This window comes from Falsiroseomonas sp. RANM36 (assembly GCF_056682175.1).
On the sequence record NZ_JBWXTD010000006.1, the window covers coordinates 224,710 to 244,122 of the forward strand.

A 19,413-nucleotide genomic window follows, 5' to 3' on the forward strand; every position below is an offset into this window, starting at 1 on the left:
CGGCCAACATCGAGCGGGACACCTACATGACCGCCGAGGAGGCCACGGAGTTCGGCCTGGCGGACGAGGTCGTGGAGCAGCGCCCGGTGCCGCCCGCCCCGGCCGTCCGGCCTCTCAGCCCTTCGCCGCCTCCGCCGGCGGCACCGGGCGCTGCTCCACGACCTCGTCCACCAGGCCGAACTCCTTGGCCTCCTCGGCGGTCATGTAGGTGTCCCGCTCCATCTTGGCCTCGATCTCCGAAAGGGGCTGGCCGGTGTGATGGACATAGATGCGGTTCAGCCGCTCGCGAGTCTTCAGGATCTCGCGCGCCTGGATGGCGATGTCGCTGGCCTGGCCCTGGGCGCCGCCGGAGGGCTGGTGGATCATCACCTGGCTGTTCGGCAGCGCGAAACGCTTCCCCTTCGCCCCTGCAGTAAGCAACAAACTGCCGGCCGAAGCAGCCATTCCGATGCAAACAGTGCTGACCGGACTGCGGATGTATTGCATCGTGTCGTACATCGCCAAGCCGGCCGTCACCACCCCGCCCGGGCTGTTGATGTAGAAGGCGATGTCCTTGTTCGGGTTCTCGCTTTCCAGGAACAGAAGCTGGGCGGAGACGAGCGAGGCGACCTGGTCGAAGATCGGCCCGGTCAGGAAGATGATCCGCTCCTTCAGCAGGCGCGAATAGATGTCGAAGGCCCGCTCGCCGCGGGCGGTCTGCTCCACCACCATGGGGACGAGGGTGTTGTTGTAGACCTCGACGGGGTCGCGATCACGCATGATGGTCCTTTCAGGCCCGGCCGCCGGCGGGCGCGATCCCGCGTCCGGCGCGGGGAATGTCGCAGATGAACCTTAATGTGGTCGAACCATGCCGCCCCGCAAACCCCCCTCCCGGCCACCATGCCGGGCGTGGCGCCCTGCCCTGCCAGGCGGCTCACCCAAATGGGATGATCCTTTCGCTACGGTTCGACTGGCGGGCGTGACAGGCTTCAGCCGACATCGGGCGGGTAGAGCCCGCGCAGCGCCCGGCCGGGCGCTGCGGCACACGATCAGGGAGTTGCCCATTTGACCACCCGCAGAGCGATGATCCGGACCGGCCCGCTTGCCGCCGCCGCGCTGGGCGCCCCGCGGCTCGCCATGGCCCAGGCCAGCCGTCCCGGCCCGATCGGCGCCTTCGAGGCGGCCGAGGCCGCCTTCGTCTTCGGCCTGCCGATCGTGATGAACTACGCCGTCATGTACGAGTTCGCGATCGAGCGGAACAGCGGCCAGTTCAAGGCGCCGTTCAACACGATGTGGAACGACGAGCAGGTCTTCACCTGGCGCGACACCGCCGTCCCGACGCCGAACAGCGACACGCCCTATTCGATGTGCTGGCTCGACCTCAGGGCCGAGCCGATGGTGCTCTCCGTGCCCGACGTGCCCGCCGGCCGCTACTTCTCGGTCCAGATCTGCGACGGCAACACCTACAACGTCGGCTACATCGGCAGCCGCACCACGGGCCAGGGCGCCGGCTCCTGGGTGGTGGCGGGGCCGGGCTGGCAGGGGGCGACGCCGCCGGGCGCAAAGGGCGTGATCCGCTCCACCTCGCAATTCGCGCTGGCGATCTTCCGCACCCAGCTCCTGGGCGCCGACGACATGCCGAACGTGGCCGCGGTCCAGCGCGGCTACCGGGCGCAGCCGCTCTCGGCCTTCCTGCGCCAGCCCGCGCCACCCGCCGCGCCGGCGATAAGCTGGCCGCGCATCGATGCCGGGCTCGCGAAGCACCATTTCTTCGACTACCTGGCCTTCGCGCTGCAGTTCAACGCGCCGCAGCCGAACGAGGCCGCGATGCGCGCCCAGCTCGCCTCCATCGGCATCGACGGACGCGGCACGCCGATACCGCAATCCTTTCTCGAAAGGCTGGAGCTGCTGGCCGCCGCCTTCGAGGGGGAGCGCAAGGTGGAAGCCGCCGTCGCCGCCGCCGGGGTCGCCATGAACGGATGGCGCGTGACGCCGATCCCCGGCAGCCCGGAGGCCTATGACGGCGACTGGATGCTGCGCGCCGTCGCCGCCAAGGCCGGGATCTACGGCAACAGCACCGAGGAAGCGACCTACCCCTTCACGCGCACCACCGCGACGGGCGAGACGCTGGACGGCAGCAAGGGGCGCTACGCCCTGACCTTCGGCCCGGGCCAGCTGCCGCCGGTCAACGCCTTCTGGTCGGTGACGATGTACCACGGCGGCAACCAGCTGCTCGTGCGGAACCCCATCGACCGCTACCTGGTCAACTCGCCCATGCTGGCCGGCATGAAGCGCAATGCCGATGGCGGGATCACCATCCACATCCAGAAGGACGATCCGGGCGCCGAGTTGCGGCCGAACTGGCTGCCGGCACCGGACGGACCGATCTACATGGTCATGCGGCTGTATTGGCCGCGGACCGAGGCGCCGTCGCTGCTGCCCGTCGGCCACGGTGCCTGGCAACCGCCGGGCGTGGTGAAGCTGGGGTGACGGCGATGCGGACAGGCAGGCAGCTTCTCGCGGCGGCACTGGCGCTTTGCGCCGCGCCCGCCCTCGCCCAGGCGCCCGCCGCGACGGAGCCGCGCGTGAACATGGATGCCGACGCCCTCGCGCGCGCCGTGCAGAACCCCGTGGCCGACCTGATCAGCCTGCCGTTCCAGAACAACACGAATTTCGGCTACGGCCCGAACGACCACATCCAGAACGTGCTGAACATCCAGCCGGTCGTGCCGATCTCGTTGAATGCGGACTGGAACGTGGTCACCCGCACCATCGTCCCGGTGATCTCGCAGCCGGCGCTGGCGCCGGGTGACGGCACGACCTTCGGCCTCGGCGCGACGCAGGCCTCCGTCTTCCTCTCCCCGGCGCGGCCGGGCGAGGTGATCTGGGGCGTCGGCGCGGTCGGCCAGATCCCGACGACGACCGACCGCAACCTCGGCAGCACGGTCTGGGGCGGCGGCCCGAGCGCGGTGGCGCTGACCATGCGGGGCCCCTGGGTGCTCGGCGGGCTGGTCAACAACATCTGGTCGTTCGGCGGCGATGCGCGCAACCGCTACAACATCATGACCATACAGCCCTTCATCAACTACAACATCCCGGAATCGCCCGGCACCTATCTCTCCTTCTCGCCGATCGTCACGGCGAACTGGGAGGCGAAGAGCGGCGATGTCTGGACCGTGCCCCTCGGGCTGGCGGTGGGACAGATCTTCCACCTCGGGCGGCAGCCGGTGAACGCGCAGATCGGCGCCTACTACAACGCGATCCGGCCGGATATCGGGCCCGACTGGCAGATCCGCTTCCAGATCGCCCTGCTGTTCCCGAAATAGCCGGTCCGGGACGAGCCGGGCCTCGGGCGCTCAGCGCCGCGAACGGGCATCACCGCGCAGGCTCGGCCGCTGCTGCGCCGAGGCGAGCCAGAGGCCGAGGGCGATCTCCGCCACCGCCGCGGCCCGGGTGAGGTCGGGGCTGGCGCGAAACGGGGCCAGCATCCGCCGCCAGGCACGCGGCCCCTGGTACCAGAGCGCGACATGGCCGCGCGGCTGGACCAGCGCCAGCATCCCGTCGCCCACCATCATCAGGCCGCCGAGTTCCAGCAGCCGGCGCGTCGCAAGGCTCATCGCCGCCTCCCCGGGGCACATCCCCGCATCGACCGAACGGTCAACGCGGGAGCAGCCCCGAGGGTTCCGCCGGCCGGGCCGGGCCGACTACTCTCCGGCCGCCGCCGCGGCGGTCAGCTCCTTCGGCGCCACCGGCTTCTCGGTCACCTGCGCCAGCTCCAGGACGAAGTCCACGACCTTCTCCTCGAAGATCGGCGCGCGCAGGCTGTCCACCGCCTGGGGGTTGTTGCGGAAGAAGTCGATGACCTGCTTCTCCTGCCCGGGATAGCGTCCGGCCTCGGCGCGCATGGCGTTCGCCAGCTCGTCGTTGGAGACCTGGATGTTGTTGGTCCGCCCGATCTCGGACAGCAGCAGGCCGAGGCGGATGCGGCGCTCCGCGATGGCGCGGTAGTCGGCCTTGAGCGTCGCCTCGTCCTTCCCCTTGTCCTCCTCGTCCAGGTTGCCGGCCTTCAGGTCGGTCTCGACGCGCTGCCAGATCTGGCTGAACTCGGCGTCCACCATGCCCTCGGGCACGGTGAAGCTGGCGCGCTCGGACAGCGCGTCCAGCAGGGCGCGCTTCACCTTCATCCGCGACAGGGCATCATATTCGCGCTGCAGGTTCTCGGTCACGCGGGCGCGCAGCGCCGCGACGTCCTCGACGCCCAGCCGCTTGGCGAAATCGTCGTTCACCTCGGGCAGCACCTTGGTCTTCAGCGCCTTCGCCGTGATCGCGAAGACCGCCGGCTTGCCCGCCAGCTCGGCCGCCTGGTAGCCGTCGGGGAAGGCGACCTCGATGTCCTTCTTCTCGCCCGGGCTCATGCCCTCCAGCTGCTCGGTGAAGCCGGGGATGAAGCCGGTGCCGCCGACCTCGATCGGCATGTCGCTCGCCGTGCCGCCCTGGAAGGGCTCGGCGAGGCTGCCGTCCTCGTTCTTCAGCCGGCCCTCGAAGTCGCAGACGAGCACGTCGCCCTTGGCGGCGGGGCGCGCCTCGGCCACGTCCTCGGTGCCGGCCAGGCGCTCGCGCATGGTGGCCAGGAACTCGTCCACCTCCGCCTCGCCCGGCTCGGCCTTCTCCCGCTCCAGGGTGATGCCGGCGAATTCGGGCATCGGGATCTCGGGCAGCAGCTCGAGGTCGAGCTTGTATTCCAGATCGGCGCCGTCGCTGTAGTTCACCAGCTCGATCTTGGGCTGCAGGGCCGGGCGCAGGCCGCGGTCGGAGATCACCTGGCGGGTGGCCTCGTTGACGCTCTCCTCCAGCACCTCGCCCGCGACGGCCTGGCCGTAGCGCGCCTTGACCACGGCCGGCGGCACCTTGCCGGGGCGGAAGCCCGGCAGGCGCAGCTCGGCGCCAAGCTTCTTCAGCCGCGCATCGCGGCGCTCGGCAAGGCTCGCGGCGGGCACCACGACCTGGAACGCCCTCTTCAGCCCCTCGGCCGGCAGCTCGGTGACCTGCATGTGACCCTCGGAATCCTTCTTGTGGCACCTTGCCCGCGGCGAGCGGCGCCCTTCGGCACGAAGCCCGCCCCGTTAGCGCCACGCGCGGCCGGGGGCAATCCCGCGGGCCGGGCGAGCGCCTCGCAGCGACGGGTCGTCGGGGCGGGGCCTCGCTGGTCGCCATGGCGTGATCGGCGGCGCCGGGCGGTGGCGACGCGGATGCCCTAGGCTGCCGCCAACCCGGCGCCGGGCCGCGCCGGGCCTCGCGCCGCCGACGCACCCCGGCCCGCTCTGGCAACGAGGGCGACGATGTTCAGGTCCGAGGCCGTCCCCTTCGCCGATCGCGCCGAGGCGGGCCGGAGGCTGGCCGCGCTTCTCGCCGCCCGCGGGCTGCGCGATCCGGTCGTCTACGCATTGCCGCGCGGCGGCGTGCCGGTGGCGGCCGAGATCGGCACCGCGCTCGGCGCTCCGCTCGATCTCGTGCTGGTCCGCAAGATCGGCGCGCCTGGCCAGCCGGAGCTCGCGGTCGGCGCCGTCGTTGACGGCGATACGCCGGAACTGGTGCTCAACGCCGACATCCTCGCCGCCACCGGCGCCACGGAAGCCTTCATCGAGGCCGCGCGCCGCCGCGAACTGGCGGAGATCGAGCGCCGGCGCGGGCGCTACCTGGCCGGACGCGTGCCGATCGACCCGGCGGGACGGGCAGCGATCGTGGTGGATGACGGCATCGCCACCGGCGCCTCGGCCCGCGCCGCGCTGCACGCGCTCAGGCGGCGCGGCGCCCAGCGCCTCATCCTCGCCGTGCCCGTGGCGGCACCCGCGGCATTGCGGGCCCTTCGCGGCGACGCCGACGAGATCGTCTGCCTGGTGGAGGCGGAACCCTTCCACGGCGTCGGGGCCTTCTATCGCGACTTCCACCAGCTGAGCGACGAGGAGGTGCTGCGCGCCATCGCCGCCTGCGGGCCGCCGGCACGGCCCGGCGCCTGATGCGCGGCCGACGCGGGGTTCGCCGTCTCGCCCGCAGGCGCCAATGCCCCTCCGCCGCGGGCGCTGCCGGCGCCGACGCGGACGGTCCGCGGGGGCATCCGGCGGCCGGTCGGACCTCATCTCGCGGCGGGACCGCCCGCCACGGGCGGGCCGTGGGCGACCGCCAGGCAACGACTTGAAGATATATCGATGACTTCTTACTAACTGGCATCTCATTGCCGGGCCGGAGCCACATGAACAACGCGATGGCGGACCTTCCTGACGATCTGGGGGGCCTGCAGGACAAGGCTGCGGAGGCGGCGCGCCTGCTGCACCGGCTGGCCGACCAGGATCGCCTGCTCCTGCTCTGCCGCCTCGCCGCGGAGGGGGAGATGACATTCGCGGCACTGGCGGAAGCACTCGACCTGCCGCGGGCCGCCCTCTCGCGCTTGCTCGACGGGCTGTGCGCGGACGGGCTGGTGGCCGCGCGGACGGATGCGCGGCCCGTGTCCTATGCGCTGGCGGACCCGAGGGCGGCGCGGATCCTGACCCTGCTGCACGACATCTGCTGCCAGCCCGCCGCCTGACCGGCGGGGGCGCTTGATCTGCGTCATGGCGGCGTCCCGCCGGGGCGGCCGAAGCTGCGCCGCATCGAAGGGAGGATCCGGCAGCGATGGCACCGCCCGCAGCTTCCCCGCCAGGCGCCCCGGCACGGCTGGGCAGCCATGACCGGATCGTCAAGCGCGCGGCCGCTGCGCGGGTCCCGCCGAACCTCGCCGACTATGCGACGACCTGCCGCGACTTCAGCTGGGACAAGGCGCGCGCGCTGCTCGACGGCCTGCCCGGCGGCGCCGGCCTCAACATCGCGCATGAGGCGGTGGACCGCCACGCCGCGGGGCCGCGCGCCGACCGCACCGCGCTGAGATGGATCGGCCGCGGGCGCGAGCGCGTGTTCAGCTGGCGCGACCTGCGGGCGGAGACCGGCCGCGTCGCCAATGCGCTGCTCTCGCTCGGCCTCGCGCCCGGCGCGCGGGTCTTCGTGCTGGCCGGGCGGATCCCCGAGCTCTATCTCGCCGTGCTCGGCGCCCTGAAGGCGCGCTGCGTGGTCTGCCCGCTGTTCTCCGCCTTCGGGCCGGAGCCGATCGCCATGCGGCTCGAGATCGGCGAGGCCGAGGTGCTGGTCACCACGGAGGCGCTGTATCGCCGCAAGGTGGAGGCGCTGCGTCCCCGCCTGCCGAAGCTGCGGCACGTCATCCTGGTGGGCGAGCACGGCGCCGCGACGGCGGTGCCCGGGACGCTGGACTGGCAGGCGCTGGTGCAGGCGGCCGGCGCGGATTTCATCATCCCGCCGACCGCGCCCGAGGACATGGCGCTGCTCCACTTCACCAGCGGCACGACGGGCCGCCCGAAGGGCGCGGTGCATGTCCACGAGGCGGTGGTGATGCACACCGTCACCGGGCGCTACGCGCTCGACCTGCATCCGGACGACGTGTTCTGGTGCACCGCCGATCCCGGCTGGGTCACCGGCACCAGCTACGGGATCATCGCGCCGCTGACCAACGGCGTGACCAACCTGGTGGTCGAGGCGGAGTTCGACGCGCAGAGCTGGTACGACGTGCTGGAGCGCGAGCGGGTCAGCGTCTGGTACACCGCGCCGACCGCGATCCGGATGATGATGAAGCTCGGCACGGAGGCGCTGGCGGGCCGCGATCTCTCCGCGCTGCGCTTCATGGCGAGCGTGGGAGAGCCGCTGAACCCCGAGGCCGTGCTGTGGGGCGTCGAGGCCTTCGGCATGCCGTTCCACGACAATTGGTGGCAGACCGAGACGGGCGGCATCATGATCGCCAACTACGCCGCGATGGACGTGAAGCCGGGCTCGATGGGCCGGCCGCTGCCCGGCATCGCCGCCGCCATCCTGAAGCGCGACGAGGCCGGCGGCGTCACCGAGGCGACTCAGCCCATGACGGAGGGCGAGCTGGCCCTGAAGGCCGGCTGGCCCTCCATGATGCGCGGCTACCTCAAGGAGGAGGCGCGCTACCGCAAGTGCTTCGTCGGCGAATGGTATCTCACGGGCGATCTCGCGATGCGGGACGCCGAGGGCTATTTCTGGTTCATCGGCCGCGCCGACGACGTGATCAAGTCCTCCGGCCACCTGATCGGCCCCTTCGAGGTCGAGAGCGCGTTGCTCGAGCATCCCGCGGTCGCCGAGGCCGGCGTGATCGGCAAGCCCGACCCGGTGGCCGGCGAGATCGTCAAGGCCTTCGTCGCGCTCAAGCCGGGTTACGAGCCCAACGAGGCGATGCGGCGCGCGCTGCTCGGCCATGCGCGCAAGCGCCTCGGCGCGGCCGTCGCGCCGAAGGAGATCGACTTCCGCGCCAACCTGCCCAAGACGCGCAGCGGCAAGATCATGCGCCGGCTGCTGAAGGCGCGCGAGCTCGGACTGCCGGAAGGCGACATCTCGACCCTGGAAAGCGACGAGCGATGACCGCGAAGGTGCATCTCGACCGCGCGCACGGCCTCGAGCTGCTGCGCGGGATGCTGCGCATCCGCCGCTTCGAGGGCAAGTGCGCCGAGCTCTACCAGGCGCAGAAGATCCGCGGCTTCCTGCATCTCTATGACGGGCAGGAAGCCGTCGCGGTCGGCGTGATGCAGGCGCTGGGGCCGGAGGATGCGGTGGTCGGCACCTATCGCGAGCACGGCCAGGCGCTCGCCCGCGGCATCCCGATGGGTCCGCTGATGGCGGAGATGTTCGGCATGCAGCAGGGCGTCTGCCGCGGCCGCGGCGGCTCGATGCACATCTTCGACCGCAAGGCGCGCTTCCTCGGCGGCAACGCCATCGTCGGCGCGGGCATGCCGCTCGCGCTCGGCTTGGCGCTGGCGGACCGGATGCAGGGCCGCCAGGCGGTGACCGCCTGCTTCTTCGGCGAGGGCGCGGCCGATGAGGGCGAGTTCCACGAGAGCATGAACCTCGCCGCGCTGTGGCGCCTGCCCGTGCTCTTCGTCTGCGAGAACAACCTCTACTCCATGGGCACGCCGCTCGGCATCGCCGAGGCGGAGACCGCGATCTGGCACAAGGCCGCCGGCTACCGCATGGCGGGCGAGGCGGTGGACGGGATGGACCCGGTGGCGGTGGAGGTCGCCGCGCGCCGGGCCGTGGAGCGCATCCGCGAGGAAGGGACGCCGCATTTCCTGGAATGCCGCACCTATCGCTTCCGCGCCCATTCGATGTTCGACGCGCAGCTCTACCGCAGCAAGGAGGAGATCGAGGCTTGGCGCGCCAAGGATCCGATCCCGCGCCTGCGCGACTGGATGGAACGCGCCGGCCAGCTGCATGCCGGCGACATGGCGCGGCTGGAAGCCGAGGTCGAGCAGGAGGTCGCGGATGCCGTCGCCTTCGCCGAGGCCGGCACGCTGGAGCCCGTGGAGGAGCTCGAACGCTTCGTGACGATGGACGAGGTGCCGCAATGAGCGACGCGCCCGTCCGCATCACCTATCGCGAGGCCTGCCGCCAGGCGATCCGCGCCGCGATCCTGGCCGATCCGCGCGTCTTCCTGATGGGCGAGGATGTCGGCCGCTATGGCGGCTGCTACGCCGTGACCAAGGGCCTGCTGGAGGAGCTCGGCGAGGATCGCATCCGCGACACGCCGCTGTCCGAAAGCGCCTTCGTCGGCGCCGGCATCGGCGCGGCGATCGCGGGCATGCGGCCGATCGTCGAGGTGATGACCTGCAACTTCAGCCTGCTCGCGCTCGACCAGATCATGAACAACGCGGCGACGATCCCGCACATGTCGGGCGGGCAGTTCGCCGTGCCGCTGGTGCTGCGCATGGCGACCGGCGCGGGGCGCCAGCTTGCCGCGCAGCACTCGCACAGCCTGGAGGGATGGTTCGCGCACATTCCCGGCCTGCGCATCCTGGCCCCGGCCACGATCGAGGATGCGCGCCACATGCTGGCGCCGGCACTGGCAGACCCGAACCCGGTGCTGATCTTCGAGCACATCATGCTCTACAACATGGAAGGCGAGCTCGATCCCGCGCAGGAGGGCGTGGACATCGCCACGGCGCGCATTCGCCGGCCCGGCCGCGACGTCACGCTGGTCACCTATGGCGGGAGCCTGTTCAAGACGCTGGATGCGGCGGCGACGCTGGCGGGCGAGGGGATCGAGGCGGAGGTGCTCGACCTGCGCGTGCTGCGCCCGCTCGACACCGCGACGATCATGGAGAGCGTCGGGCGCACCCGCCGCGTGGTGATCGTGGACGAGGGCTGGCGCTCGGGCTCGCTGTCCGCCGAGGTGGCGATGCGCGTCATGGAGGACGCCTTCTTCGAGCTGGACGCGCCGATCCGCCGCGTCTGCTCGCGCGAGGTGCCGATCCCCTATGCCGCGCATCTGGAGCATGCGGCGCTGCCGCAGCCGGAGGCCATCGCGGCCGCGGCGCGCGGCCTGGTGCGGCCCGGGCCGTGAGCGAGTTCCGCATGCCCTCGCTCGGCGCGGACATGGAGGCCGGCACGCTGGTCGAGTGGAAGGTCGCGCCCGGCGACCGCGTGCATCGCGGCGACATCGTCGCGGTGGTGGAGACCCAGAAGGGCGCGATCGACATCGAGGTGTTCGAGGAGGGGGTGGTGCGCGAGCTCGTCGTCCGGCCCGGCAGCCGCGTGCCGGTCGGCGCGCTGCTGGCGCGGCTCGATACCGGCAAGGCCGGGCAGCCTGCCGCGCCCGCACCCGTCGCACCGCGCCCCGTCACGCCGAGCCCCGTCACGCCGCCGCCTGCCGCGCCGCCCGTCGCCGCGCCGGCGACAGCGCCGCCAGCGGCAGACCGGGTGCTGCGCACGACGCCGGCCGCCAGGCGGCGCGCAGCCGCCCTCGGCATCGCGCTCGACGGGTTGCGCGGCACGGGCGTGGAGGGGGCGATCTGCCTGGCGGACCTGCCGCAGGCGCCGCCGCGGCGCAGCGGCGGCTTCGACGCCACCGCGATGCGCAAGGCGATCGCCGCCGCCATGGGTCGTTCCAAGCGCGAGATCCCGCACTACTACCTGTCGCAGACCGCGGACATGACGCCGGCGCTGCGGCGGCTGGAGGCGCTCAATGCGGGCCGCGCGCCGCCCGCGCGCCTGCTGCCCGCCGCGATGATGCTGCACGCGGCCGCACGCGCGATCGCGGACTCGCCGGAGCTCAACGGCTACTGGGAGGCGGACGGCTTCCGCCCCGGTGCGGGCGTGCATGTCGGCTGGGCCGTCGCGCTGCGCGGCGGCGGGCTCGTCGCACCGGCCATCCGCGATGCCGACCGCCTGTCGCTCGACCAGCTGATGGCCGCGATGCGCGACGTGGTGGCGCGCGCGCGCGGCGGCGGGCTGCGCGGCTCGGAGCTCACCGATGCAACGATCACCGTGACCAGCCTCGGCGAGCGCGGCGCGGAGACGGTGCTGCCGATCATCCACCCGCCCCAGGTCGCGATCCTGGGCTTCGGCCGCATCGTCGAGCGTCCCTGGGTGGTGGGTGGCGCCGTGGTGCCGCGGCATGTCGTGACGCTGACGCTGGCCGGCGATCACCGCGCCTCGGACGGCCATCGCGGCGGGCTGCTGCTCGCGCGGATCGGCGCATTGCTGCAGGAGCCGGAGGAGCCATGACGCGGGACGAGACGCTGGCGCTGGCCGCCGACATCCTGGGCGGCATCGCGCCCGAGGCCGACCTCTCCACCGTGCCGGGGGATGCGGACCTGCGCGAGGCGCTCGATCTCGATTCGATGGACGTCCTCGGCTTCGTCACCGCCTTGCACGAGCGCACCGGTCGCCCGATCCCCGAGGCCGACTATCCGAAGCTGCTGACGCTGGACGGCCTGGCCGGCTACTTCCAGGGCGCGGCGGACTGACGCCAGGCATGGCGGAAGGCGCCGCGCGCCCTCGGCTCATGCCGCCATCGTCGGGAAGGCCGGGGGCAGCAGCGCGGGGGGGGGGGGGGGGGGGCCCGCCGGCGGGGGGGGGGGCCCGGCGGGGCAGGCCGTAGGTGGAGGCCAGGTTGATGATGCGCCCCCAGCGGCGCCGCTTCATGCCCGCCATGGTCAGGCGCATCAGGTGGAAGGGCGCGGACAGGTTCACCGCCAGCGCCTGCTCCCACTTGTCCGTCGGATAGTCCTCGATGCTGTCCCAGTGCCGCGTGACCGCGCTGTTCACCAGGATGTCCACCGCGCCGAGCGCGCGCGCCGTGGCGGCGACCAGGTCCTCGACCTGCGGCAGATGCGCGAGGTCGGCGCCATGGTATTCGGCGCCGACGCCATGCGCGCGCAACGCGGCGAGCCGTTCGGCGATGAGCGCCGCCTCGCCGAGGCCATTCAGCATCACCGCCGCACCCTGGCGCGCCAGCGCATCGGCGATGGCGAAGCCGATGCCGTCGAGCGAGCCGGTGACCAGCGCGACGCGGCCCGCCAGCATGCCTATTGCGCCCGGATGTTCGCGGCGCGCGCCACATCCGCCCAGATGCGCATGTCCTCCTGCATCAGCGCGGCGAAGCTCTGCGGCGTGCTGCGGCCGTCGAGCTCGTTGCCGGTGGGCACGAAGCGCTCCCGGATGTCGGGGCGCGCCAGCACCTTGTTCACCGCGGTCGCGATCCGGTCGGCGATCGGCTGCGGCAGGCCGGCGGGCCCGAGCAGCCCGTTCCAGTAGCTGGCGGCGGCGAAGTCGGCCAGGCCCTGCTCCTGCAGCGTCGGCACGTCCGGCAGCTGCGGCAGGCGCCGCGATCCCGTGGCGCCGAGCGCCACCACCTGCCCCTCGCGGATCGGCGGCAGGCCGGTGGAGGAGTTCGCGACGCTGAAATGCACGCGGCCGGCGATCTGCTCCCGCATCGCCTCCGGCGAGCCGCGGAAGGGCACGTTGGTGGCGTCGATCCCCGTGCGCACGCGGAACAGCTCCGTCACGAAGTGGGACGGCGCGCCGATGCCGGCGGTGGCGTAGAACAGCTGCCCCGGCCGGGCACGCGCATAGGCGATCAGCTCCTGCGCGGTCTTCACGCCGAGCGAGGGATGGGCGATCAGCAGCGAGGGCGTCCAGCAGACATTCACGATCGGCACGAAGCTCTTGCCCGCGTCGTAGGTCGTGCGCGTGCCCATCGCCGCGACCATGTTGAGCGCGGAGGAGGTGAACAGCAGCGTGTAGCCGTCCGGTGCCGCATTCGCGACGTATTGCGCGCCGATCACGCCGGCCGCGCCGCCCTTGTTGTCCACGACGATGGTCTGGCCCAGTTCCTCGCGCAGCGCGTCCTGCATGATGCGGGTCATCACGTCGATGCCGCTGCCCGGCGGCCAGGCGACGACGATGGTGACGGGGCGCGTCGGCCAGGATTGCGCGCGCGCCGGCGCGACGGCGGGCGCCATGAGGGCGAGGGCGCCGAGCGCCCTGCGGGTGATTGCAGCCATGTCGTTCCTCCCTTTCCGTGTGGCAGTCGGTCTTGTGGCAGTGCGTCAGTGGCCGGCGGCGAAGTCCCTCCGCATCGTCTCGGCCGCCTTGCGCGCGGCGCCCATCAGGTAGCCGACGTCGTTGCCGCCCATCAGGATGCGCGCCCCGGCCGCCGCCATCTCCGCGATGTCGGGGCCGCCGGCGCCGCCGGCGACCATGTGCCTGCCGGCCGCCCGCGCCGCGGCCGCGGCGGCGTGGTAGGCCTCGCGGATGCGCGCATGGCGGACCTCGCCGGGAATGCCGAGCTCGTTGCTGAGGTCGGAGGGGCCGATCATCAGCGCGTCCACGCCGGGCACGGCGGCGATCGCGGCGGCATTGGCGATGCCCTCGGCCGTCTCCAGCATCGCGAAGACCATCGTCGCGGCGTTCACCGCGGCGATCGCCCCGGCGGAGGGGATGCTGCGATAGAAGGTCATCGGCCCCAGCGCCGCGAGGCTCCGCGCCCCGTCGGGCGGGTATTTCGCGGCACGCACCGCGGCTTGCGCCTCCTCCGCCGTCGAGACATGCGGCACGATGACGCAGAGCGCGCCGGCATCCAGCGCGATGGCGATGTCGGCGGCGGCGTTGGCGCGCACGCGCACGGCCGTCACCAGGCCCGCCAGCAGCCCGGCGGTGCACAGCGCGGCGGTCTCGGCGTCGGAGAAGGTGCCGTGCTCGCGGTCCACGTAGAAGCCGTCGAAGCCGGCCTCCCGCACGATCATCGCGGCATCCGGCGTGCGGAGCTGGCGCAGCGACATCAGCAGTACCGGCTCCCCGGCCGCGAGCCTCTCCCGCGCGGGGTTCTTCACGGCGCCGGCCTTTTCGGCAGGGGATAGCCGCGCGCGGAAAAGCCGGCATCCACGGTGACGATCACGCCCGAGAGGGCGGAGGCGCGGTCGGAGGCGCAGAAGGCGACGACGTCGGCGATCTCCTGCGGCTGGATCAGCCGGCCGCGCGGCCAGTCCCGCACCAGTTCGGGCCAGCGATCGGCGTCGCCCAGCTCCTGCTGCGCGCGGCGCCCGAGCGAGGCGCGGGAGCGGTCTGTCTCGACCCAGCCCGGATTGACGCCGAGGATGCGCACGCCCTGCTCGATGCTGCCGCTGCCCACCGCGCGGGTCATCGCCATCAGCGCGGCATTGCCGGTGCTGCCGGCGGCATAGGCGTATTCCAGCTTCTCGCCGCCGATGCCGATGACGTTGACGATCACGCCGGCGCCGCGCGCGGCCATGCGCGCATACATCGCGCGCGTCATGGCGACGTAGCCGAAGACCTTCAGCTCCCAGCCATTGCGCCAGGTTTCCTCGTCCACCTCGAGGATGTCGCCGCGCGGCACGGCGCCGGCGTTGTTCACCAGGATGTCGGCCTCGGCGCAGGCGGCGACCAGCGCCTCGTGCGCGCCGCGCTGCGCCAGGTCGGCGGGATGGACGGCAACGCGCACCCCGTGCCGCCCGGCGATCTCCCGCGCCGCGGCCTGCAGCCGCGCCGCGTCGCGCGCGGCCAGGTGCAGGTGGCAGCCCTCGCGCGCCAGCGTCTCCGCGATGGCGCGGCCGATCCCGCGCGAGGCGCCGGTGACGAGGGCGGTGCGGCCGGCCAGACCGAGATCCATCCCTCAGGTCCCGCGCGGCTGCAGCTCGAGCAGGTCCACGCGCGCCTGCTCCGGGGCGGTCAGCGCGAAGAGGATTGCGGCCGCCACGTCCTCCGAACTCAGCGGGCCATAGCTGCGTGCGGCGAGCGCCTTCAGGACGGCGGGGTGGCGGCTGGCGTCGCGGATGCCGGTGTCCACCATGCCGGGCGCGACCTCGCTGACCTTCACGCCGGTGCCCTTCAGCTCCAGCCGGAAGCCCTTGGCGAAGCCGGCCAGCGCATGCTTGGTCGCGGCATAGGCGACGCCGAACTGGTTCACGTTGCGCGCGGCGCCGGAGGTGACGAAGACGATGTGCCCGCTGCCGCGCGCCACCATGCGCCGCGCCATCTCCTGCGCGATGGCGAAGGCGGCGAGGACATTGGTGCGGAACATCGCCTCCACCTCGGCGAAGGTCGTCTCCAGCAGCGGCGCGTAGGTCAGGATGCCGGCATTGTTGACGAGGATGTCGGCCTCGCTTGCGGCCTCGGCCAGCGCGGCGACGAAGCCGGCATCGTCGAGGTTGCCCGCCATCACGCGCGCGCTGACGCCTTGCTCGCGGCAGGACGCCGCCACCGCCTCCAGCGCCGTCGCGTTGCGGCCGGTGAGGAACACCTCGGCGCCCGCGGCGGCGAGCGCGATCGCGGTCGCGCGCCCGATCCCGGCGCTGGCGCCGGTCACCAGCGCCAGGCGCCCCTTCAGCGCGGCCACGGGCGCGGCCTCAGCCCGGGGCCTCCGGCATCTTCTCGATGTTGAAGGTGTCGTATTGCGCCGGGAGGATGACCTCCAGGATCTCGTAGTCGTTCGAGTAGTCGAGGATCACGTGCCTGATGCCCGGCGGCTGGATCCAGCAGCTTCCCTCGCGCACCTCGCAGACGCCGTGGCCCTCGAACTCGCACTTGGCCCAGCCCTTCAGCACATAGACCATGTGGAACAGGACGTCGTGGAAATGCGGGATGGAGACGTCCTTCGCGTTGAAGGGCTTGGCGCGCTTGTTCACATGCACCTGCGCGAGGCCGCCCGTCGCCGCGGCGAAGCCCATGTCGCGCGACTTGGCGTAGGAGCGCAGGCCGGCGCCGGCGACGAAGTCCTCCTCGCCCTTCAGGTGGCTCATGTGGAATTGCTGCGGCGGCCAGCCGAGCCGCGCGGCCAGCGCCTGCATCGGGTTGAAGGCCGCCTCGTCCAGGATGCGGTTCTTGCGGTTGGCGAGATCGAGCGCCTGCATGCCTTCCATGGCGTCCTCCGGGCATCGTTTTTGCAATAAAGTCTCGCATGCTAGGATTTCGTTTGAGAGGCCGTCAATCGGCGCTCGCGCCATCACGGCTGCGCGACGGGCGCCGGTCGCGCTTGAACCCTGCGCCGCGCGGGCCCATACTTTACCACATGGTTAACAGTTATGCGCCGGAACTCGACCGCGTCTTCGGCGCCCTCGCCGATCCGACGCGGCGGGCGATCATCGCGAGGCTCGACGCGGCGGAAGCGCTGACGGTCAGCGAGATCGCCGCCCCGCTGCCGATCTCCCTGCCCGCGGTGATGAAGCATCTCGATGTGCTGGAGCAGGCCGGCCTGGTCACGCGGCGCAAGTCCGGGCGCAGCGTGACATGCCGCCTCGACGGCAGGGGGATGCGCGACGCCATGGGCTGGCTGGCGCACTACCAGCGCTTCTGGGGCGAGGGCCTCGACCGGCTCGCCGCGATGCTGGAGGACGGCCGGTGAACGTCATCGCGCCTTATCTCACGCTGGTGAAGCGTATCAAGGCGCCGCCGGCGCGCGTCTGGGCCGCCTGGACGCAGCCGGGGCTGATGATGCTCTGGTTCGGCCCGCACCACACGCGCGCCGAGGAGGCCGAGGCCGATCTCAGCCTCGGCGGCCGCTTCCGCGTGGTGCTGCGCGAGGACAACGGCGAGCGGCACGAGGCGAATGGCCGCTACACCGCGATCGAGCCGGAGCGCCTGCTGGTCTTCGACTGGCACTGGACCAGCATGCCGGAGCGCGTCTCCCGCGTGACGGTGGCGTTCCGCGCGGTGCCGGAGGGCACCGAGGTGACGCTCACGCATGACCGCTTCGCGGACGAGGCGACGGCCACGCGCCACATCCGCGGCTGGACGGAATCGCTGGAGCGCCTGGTGACACTGCACGAGCCTGCCGCCACGCGCGGCTGAGCCAAGGATCCGAGGAAGGAGACGCATGATGGACACGCATGTCGCCACGCATGACCTGGTGATGACGCGGCGCATTCCCGCCGCGCCCGAAGCCGTCTTCGCCGCCTGGGTGGAGCCGGAGCGGATCAAGGCCTGGTTCGGCCCCTACGGCATGACGACGCCGGAGGCCGAGGTGGATCTGCGCCCGGGCGGCTTCCACCGCACGCTGATGCGCGACGCGGAAGGGAAGACCTACCCGAACGACATGGCGATCGACGCGGTCGAGCCGTCGCGCCGGCTCGTCGTGCGGGTGAAGGACGAATCCTGCGGTCCGCTGGTCGGCGCCGTCGGCACGCTGGCCTTCGTGCCGGAGGGCGAGGGCACGCGCCTCGATGTGCGCTGGTCGCACCCGACGCCGGAGATGCGGCAGGCGCATCTCGACATGGGCTTCGAGAAGGGCTGGGGCGAGACGCTCGACAAGCTCACCGCCCATGTCCTGCAGGCGCGCGCGCTCTGCCCCGGCGCGGTGCCGCATGCGCCCGAGCATGGCTGGCTGCACCGCATGATCGGCGACTGGGCGTTCGAGGGCGAATGCACCGGTCCGGACGGCCAGGTCATGCGCTCCGCCGGCACGGAGCGCGTGACCTCGCTCGGCGGGTTCTGGGTGGTCGGCGAGAACGCGGGCGAGATGCCGGGGATCGGCCCGGCGCGCTGGACGGTCGCGCTGGGCTACGACGCGGCCGCGAAGCTGTTCCGCGGCAGCTTCATCGGTTCGATGATGCCGCACATGTTCGTCTATGAGGGCAGGCTCAGCGAAGATGGCCGCTCCCTGCTGCTCGACACCACGGGCCCCGCGATGTCGGGCGAGGGCATGGCGCGCTACCGCGACATCGTCACGCTCCAGGATGACGACACACGCCTCATCGCCTCCGAGGTGGAAGGCCCGGATGGCGCCATGGTCCGCTTCATGACGGCGCGCTACCGGCGCGCTGCCTGACCGCGTGGCGGCCTTCTCCTCCGCGCGTCTCGCGCGCGTGGACGCCCTGCTCCACCGCGCGGTGGAGCAGGGCACCATCGCCGGCGCGGTCGCGCTGCTGTGGCGGCGCGGCACGCTGCGCGCGAGCCATGTCGGCGAGCAGGCGCCGGGCGGCGTGCCGATGCGTCGCGACAGCCTGTTCCGCATCGCCTCGGTCACCAAGCCGATCCTCGCCGTCGCGACCATGGCGCTGGTCGAGGACGGGCGGCTGACGCTCGACGGCTCCGTGGAGCCGTGGCTGCCGGAACTCGCCGGCCGTCGCGTCCTGCGCTCGCCGCTCGCGTCGCTGCAGGACGGCGTGCCGGCCGAGCGACCGATCTCGGTGCGCGACCTGCTGACGATGCGCTGCGGGCTCGGCGCGCTGGATTTCTTCGGCGGTCCGAAGCCGCCGCTGCGCGTCGCGATGGAGGAGGCCGGCGTGGCGCCCGGTCCCTTCGCCTTCGCCGGCGACGCCGACGCCTATATGCGGCGGATCGGTGCGCTGCCGCTGGCGCACCAGCCGGGCGAGCGCTGGCTCTATCACACCGCCTCCGATCTGCTTGGCGTGCTGCTGGCGCGGCGCGAGGGCAAGCCGCTCGGCATGGTGCTGCAGGACCGCGCGCTCGGCCCGCTCGGCATGACCGATACCGGCTTCAGCGTGCCGGAGGCGCAGATCGGCCGGCTGACGACGGCCTGCCGCGCCCGCCCCGACGGCACGCTGGAGGTGATGGACCCCTCGGTCGGCGGGCGCTTCGCCGCGCCGCCCGAATTCGAATCCGGCGCCGGCGGCCTGGTCTCCACGGCGGACGACCTGATGGCGCTGGGGCGCATGATGCTGGCCGGTGGGCGGCATGGCGAGCTACGCGTGCTCGGGCGTACGACCGTCGCCGCGATGGTCACGGATCAGGTGACGCCGGAGCAGAAGGCGCTCTCGCCCTTCTTCCCCGGCTTCTGGGAGGCGCGCGGCTGGGGCCTCGGCCTTGGCGTCGTCACCCGTCGCGACGGGCCGGCGGGCTCTCCGGGGCGGTTCGGCTGGGATGGCGGCTTCGGCACCAGCGTCTGGTGCGACCCCGCCGAGGAGCTGATCGGGGTGCTGCTGACCCAGCGCATGTGGGATGCGGGCTGGGCGGCGCTCTACGAGGGGTTCTGGAACGGCGTTTACGCGGGGCGGGGCGGGACCCCCGCCCCGGGGGGGGTGGGGCCGGGGGGCGCCGGCGCCCCCCCCGCGGGGCGGCGGC

22 protein-coding genes and 1 pseudogene are annotated in these 19,413 nt (G+C 72.4%); 14 read left to right on the plus strand and 9 right to left on the minus strand.

The genetic code is table 11. The features are described 5' to 3' along the window. Positions 1 to 8 precede the first annotated feature (8 nt). Positions 9 to 68 (plus strand): annotated as a pseudogene (locus AC1MIR_RS22625) (ATP-dependent Clp protease proteolytic subunit); the annotation flags it as partial. 46 nt (positions 69 to 114) lie between these two features. Here the strand turns inward: AC1MIR_RS22625 and clpP are convergent. Beyond that, entirely contained in the window at positions 115 to 759 is a 645-nt protein-coding gene (gene clpP / locus AC1MIR_RS22630; protein ID WP_480030445.1) for an ATP-dependent Clp endopeptidase proteolytic subunit ClpP, read from the minus strand. A 285-nt stretch (positions 760 to 1,044) separates the two neighbouring features. Here clpP and AC1MIR_RS22635 point away from each other — a divergent pair, with 285 nt between their 5' ends. Both AC1MIR_RS22635 and AC1MIR_RS22640 read left to right on the plus strand, forming a co-directional pair. Continuing rightward, complete coding sequence (locus AC1MIR_RS22635; RefSeq protein ID WP_480030446.1) at positions 1,045 to 2,469, plus strand: DUF1254 domain-containing protein; 1,425 nt, start codon at positions 1,045 to 1,047, stop codon at positions 2,467 to 2,469. 5 nt (positions 2,470 to 2,474) lie between these two features. Beyond that, positions 2,475 to 3,305, plus strand: a complete 831-nt coding sequence (locus AC1MIR_RS22640; protein ID WP_480030447.1) for a hypothetical protein — start codon at positions 2,475 to 2,477, stop codon at positions 3,303 to 3,305. A gap of 30 nt (positions 3,306 to 3,335) precedes the next feature. On the opposite strand, the gene AC1MIR_RS22645 is transcribed toward AC1MIR_RS22640, so the two are convergent. After that, on the minus strand, positions 3,336 to 3,596 hold the full coding sequence (locus AC1MIR_RS22645; RefSeq protein ID WP_480030448.1) for a hypothetical protein: 261 nt from the start codon (positions 3,594 to 3,596) through the stop codon (positions 3,336 to 3,338). A gap of 87 nt (positions 3,597 to 3,683) precedes the next feature. Beyond that, positions 3,684 to 5,030, minus strand: a complete 1,347-nt coding sequence (gene tig / locus AC1MIR_RS22650; RefSeq protein ID WP_480030449.1) for a trigger factor — start codon at positions 5,028 to 5,030, stop codon at positions 3,684 to 3,686. 288 nt (positions 5,031 to 5,318) lie between these two features. Between tig and AC1MIR_RS22655 the strand changes: the two genes are divergently transcribed. The 7 genes from AC1MIR_RS22655 to AC1MIR_RS22685 all read left to right on the plus strand — a co-directional run bounded on the left by AC1MIR_RS22655 (position 5,319) and on the right by AC1MIR_RS22685 (position 11,840). Continuing rightward, positions 5,319 to 5,996, plus strand: coding sequence for a phosphoribosyltransferase (locus AC1MIR_RS22655; protein WP_480030450.1), 678 nt, complete (start codon positions 5,319 to 5,321; stop codon positions 5,994 to 5,996). 245 nt (positions 5,997 to 6,241) lie between these two features. After that, a complete protein-coding gene (locus AC1MIR_RS22660) occupies positions 6,242 to 6,562 on the plus strand; it encodes a helix-turn-helix domain-containing protein (protein ID WP_480030451.1) in 321 nt (106 codons plus the stop codon). Between the two features lie 86 nt (positions 6,563 to 6,648). Beyond that, positions 6,649 to 8,460 (plus strand): acetate--CoA ligase, encoded by a 1,812-nt coding sequence (gene acsA, locus AC1MIR_RS22665; RefSeq protein WP_480030452.1) that lies wholly within the window; start codon positions 6,649 to 6,651, stop codon positions 8,458 to 8,460. Next, the gene (gene pdhA, locus AC1MIR_RS22670; RefSeq protein ID WP_480030453.1) at positions 8,457 to 9,443 is read left to right on the plus strand and encodes a pyruvate dehydrogenase (acetyl-transferring) E1 component subunit alpha; all 987 of its coding nucleotides are present in this window, start codon (positions 8,457 to 8,459) and stop codon (positions 9,441 to 9,443) included. The genes acsA and pdhA overlap by 4 nt, the downstream gene beginning before the upstream one ends. Next, entirely contained in the window at positions 9,440 to 10,435 is a 996-nt protein-coding gene (locus tag AC1MIR_RS22675; RefSeq protein ID WP_480030454.1) for an alpha-ketoacid dehydrogenase subunit beta, read from the plus strand. The genes pdhA and AC1MIR_RS22675 overlap by 4 nt, the downstream gene beginning before the upstream one ends. Beyond that, positions 10,432 to 11,598, plus strand: coding sequence for a dihydrolipoamide acetyltransferase family protein (locus tag AC1MIR_RS22680; protein ID WP_480030455.1), 1,167 nt, complete (start codon positions 10,432 to 10,434; stop codon positions 11,596 to 11,598). The genes AC1MIR_RS22675 and AC1MIR_RS22680 overlap by 4 nt, the downstream gene beginning before the upstream one ends. Beyond that, positions 11,595 to 11,840: an acyl carrier protein gene (locus AC1MIR_RS22685; protein WP_480030456.1), complete on the plus strand. Its 246-nt coding sequence runs from the start codon at positions 11,595 to 11,597 to the stop codon at positions 11,838 to 11,840. The genes AC1MIR_RS22680 and AC1MIR_RS22685 overlap by 4 nt, the downstream gene beginning before the upstream one ends. On the opposite strand, the gene AC1MIR_RS22690 is transcribed toward AC1MIR_RS22685, so the two are convergent. From AC1MIR_RS22690 to AC1MIR_RS22715, 6 genes are read right to left on the minus strand one after another with little or no spacing between them, the layout of a single operon-like run. Then, positions 11,734 to 12,399 (minus strand): SDR family NAD(P)-dependent oxidoreductase, encoded by a 666-nt coding sequence (locus tag AC1MIR_RS22690; protein ID WP_480030457.1) that lies wholly within the window; start codon positions 12,397 to 12,399, stop codon positions 11,734 to 11,736. The genes AC1MIR_RS22685 and AC1MIR_RS22690 overlap by 107 nt on opposite strands. Positions 12,400 to 12,401: 2 nt before the next feature. Further along, positions 12,402 to 13,379 carry a Bug family tripartite tricarboxylate transporter substrate binding protein gene (locus AC1MIR_RS22695; protein ID WP_480030458.1) on the minus strand — a complete coding sequence of 326 codons (978 nt, stop codon included), beginning with the start codon at positions 13,377 to 13,379 and terminating at the stop codon, positions 12,402 to 12,404. 45 nt (positions 13,380 to 13,424) lie between these two features. Then, complete coding sequence (locus tag AC1MIR_RS22700) at positions 13,425 to 14,207, minus strand: aldolase/citrate lyase family protein (RefSeq protein ID WP_480030459.1); 783 nt, start codon at positions 14,205 to 14,207, stop codon at positions 13,425 to 13,427. Next, positions 14,204 to 15,004, minus strand: coding sequence for a short-chain dehydrogenase/reductase (locus AC1MIR_RS22705; RefSeq protein ID WP_480030460.1), 801 nt, complete (start codon positions 15,002 to 15,004; stop codon positions 14,204 to 14,206). The genes AC1MIR_RS22700 and AC1MIR_RS22705 overlap by 4 nt, the downstream gene beginning before the upstream one ends. A 3-nt stretch (positions 15,005 to 15,007) precedes the next feature. Further along, positions 15,008 to 15,730 (minus strand): SDR family oxidoreductase, encoded by a 723-nt coding sequence (locus AC1MIR_RS22710; RefSeq protein WP_480030461.1) that lies wholly within the window; start codon positions 15,728 to 15,730, stop codon positions 15,008 to 15,010. Positions 15,731 to 15,740: 10 nt separating this feature from the next. Further along, positions 15,741 to 16,253 (minus strand): cupin domain-containing protein, encoded by a 513-nt coding sequence (locus tag AC1MIR_RS22715; RefSeq protein WP_480030462.1) that lies wholly within the window; start codon positions 16,251 to 16,253, stop codon positions 15,741 to 15,743. A gap of 149 nt (positions 16,254 to 16,402) precedes the next feature. On the opposite strand from AC1MIR_RS22715, the gene AC1MIR_RS22720 reads away from it, so the two are divergent. The 4 genes from AC1MIR_RS22720 to AC1MIR_RS22735 all read left to right on the plus strand — a co-directional run. Then, positions 16,403 to 16,735 carry an ArsR/SmtB family transcription factor gene (locus tag AC1MIR_RS22720; protein WP_480030463.1) on the plus strand — a complete coding sequence of 111 codons (333 nt, stop codon included), beginning with the start codon at positions 16,403 to 16,405 and terminating at the stop codon, positions 16,733 to 16,735. Further along, positions 16,732 to 17,181, plus strand: coding sequence for an SRPBCC family protein (locus AC1MIR_RS22725; protein WP_480030464.1), 450 nt, complete (start codon positions 16,732 to 16,734; stop codon positions 17,179 to 17,181). The genes AC1MIR_RS22720 and AC1MIR_RS22725 overlap by 4 nt, the downstream gene beginning before the upstream one ends. Before the next feature lie 25 nt (positions 17,182 to 17,206). Beyond that, positions 17,207 to 18,157, plus strand: coding sequence for a DUF1579 family protein (locus AC1MIR_RS22730; RefSeq protein ID WP_480030465.1), 951 nt, complete (start codon positions 17,207 to 17,209; stop codon positions 18,155 to 18,157). Between the two features lie 37 nt (positions 18,158 to 18,194). Continuing rightward, positions 18,195 to 19,413, plus strand: a 1,219-nt coding sequence (locus tag AC1MIR_RS22735; protein WP_480030466.1) for a serine hydrolase domain-containing protein, incomplete at its 3' end; no start/stop codon positions are given.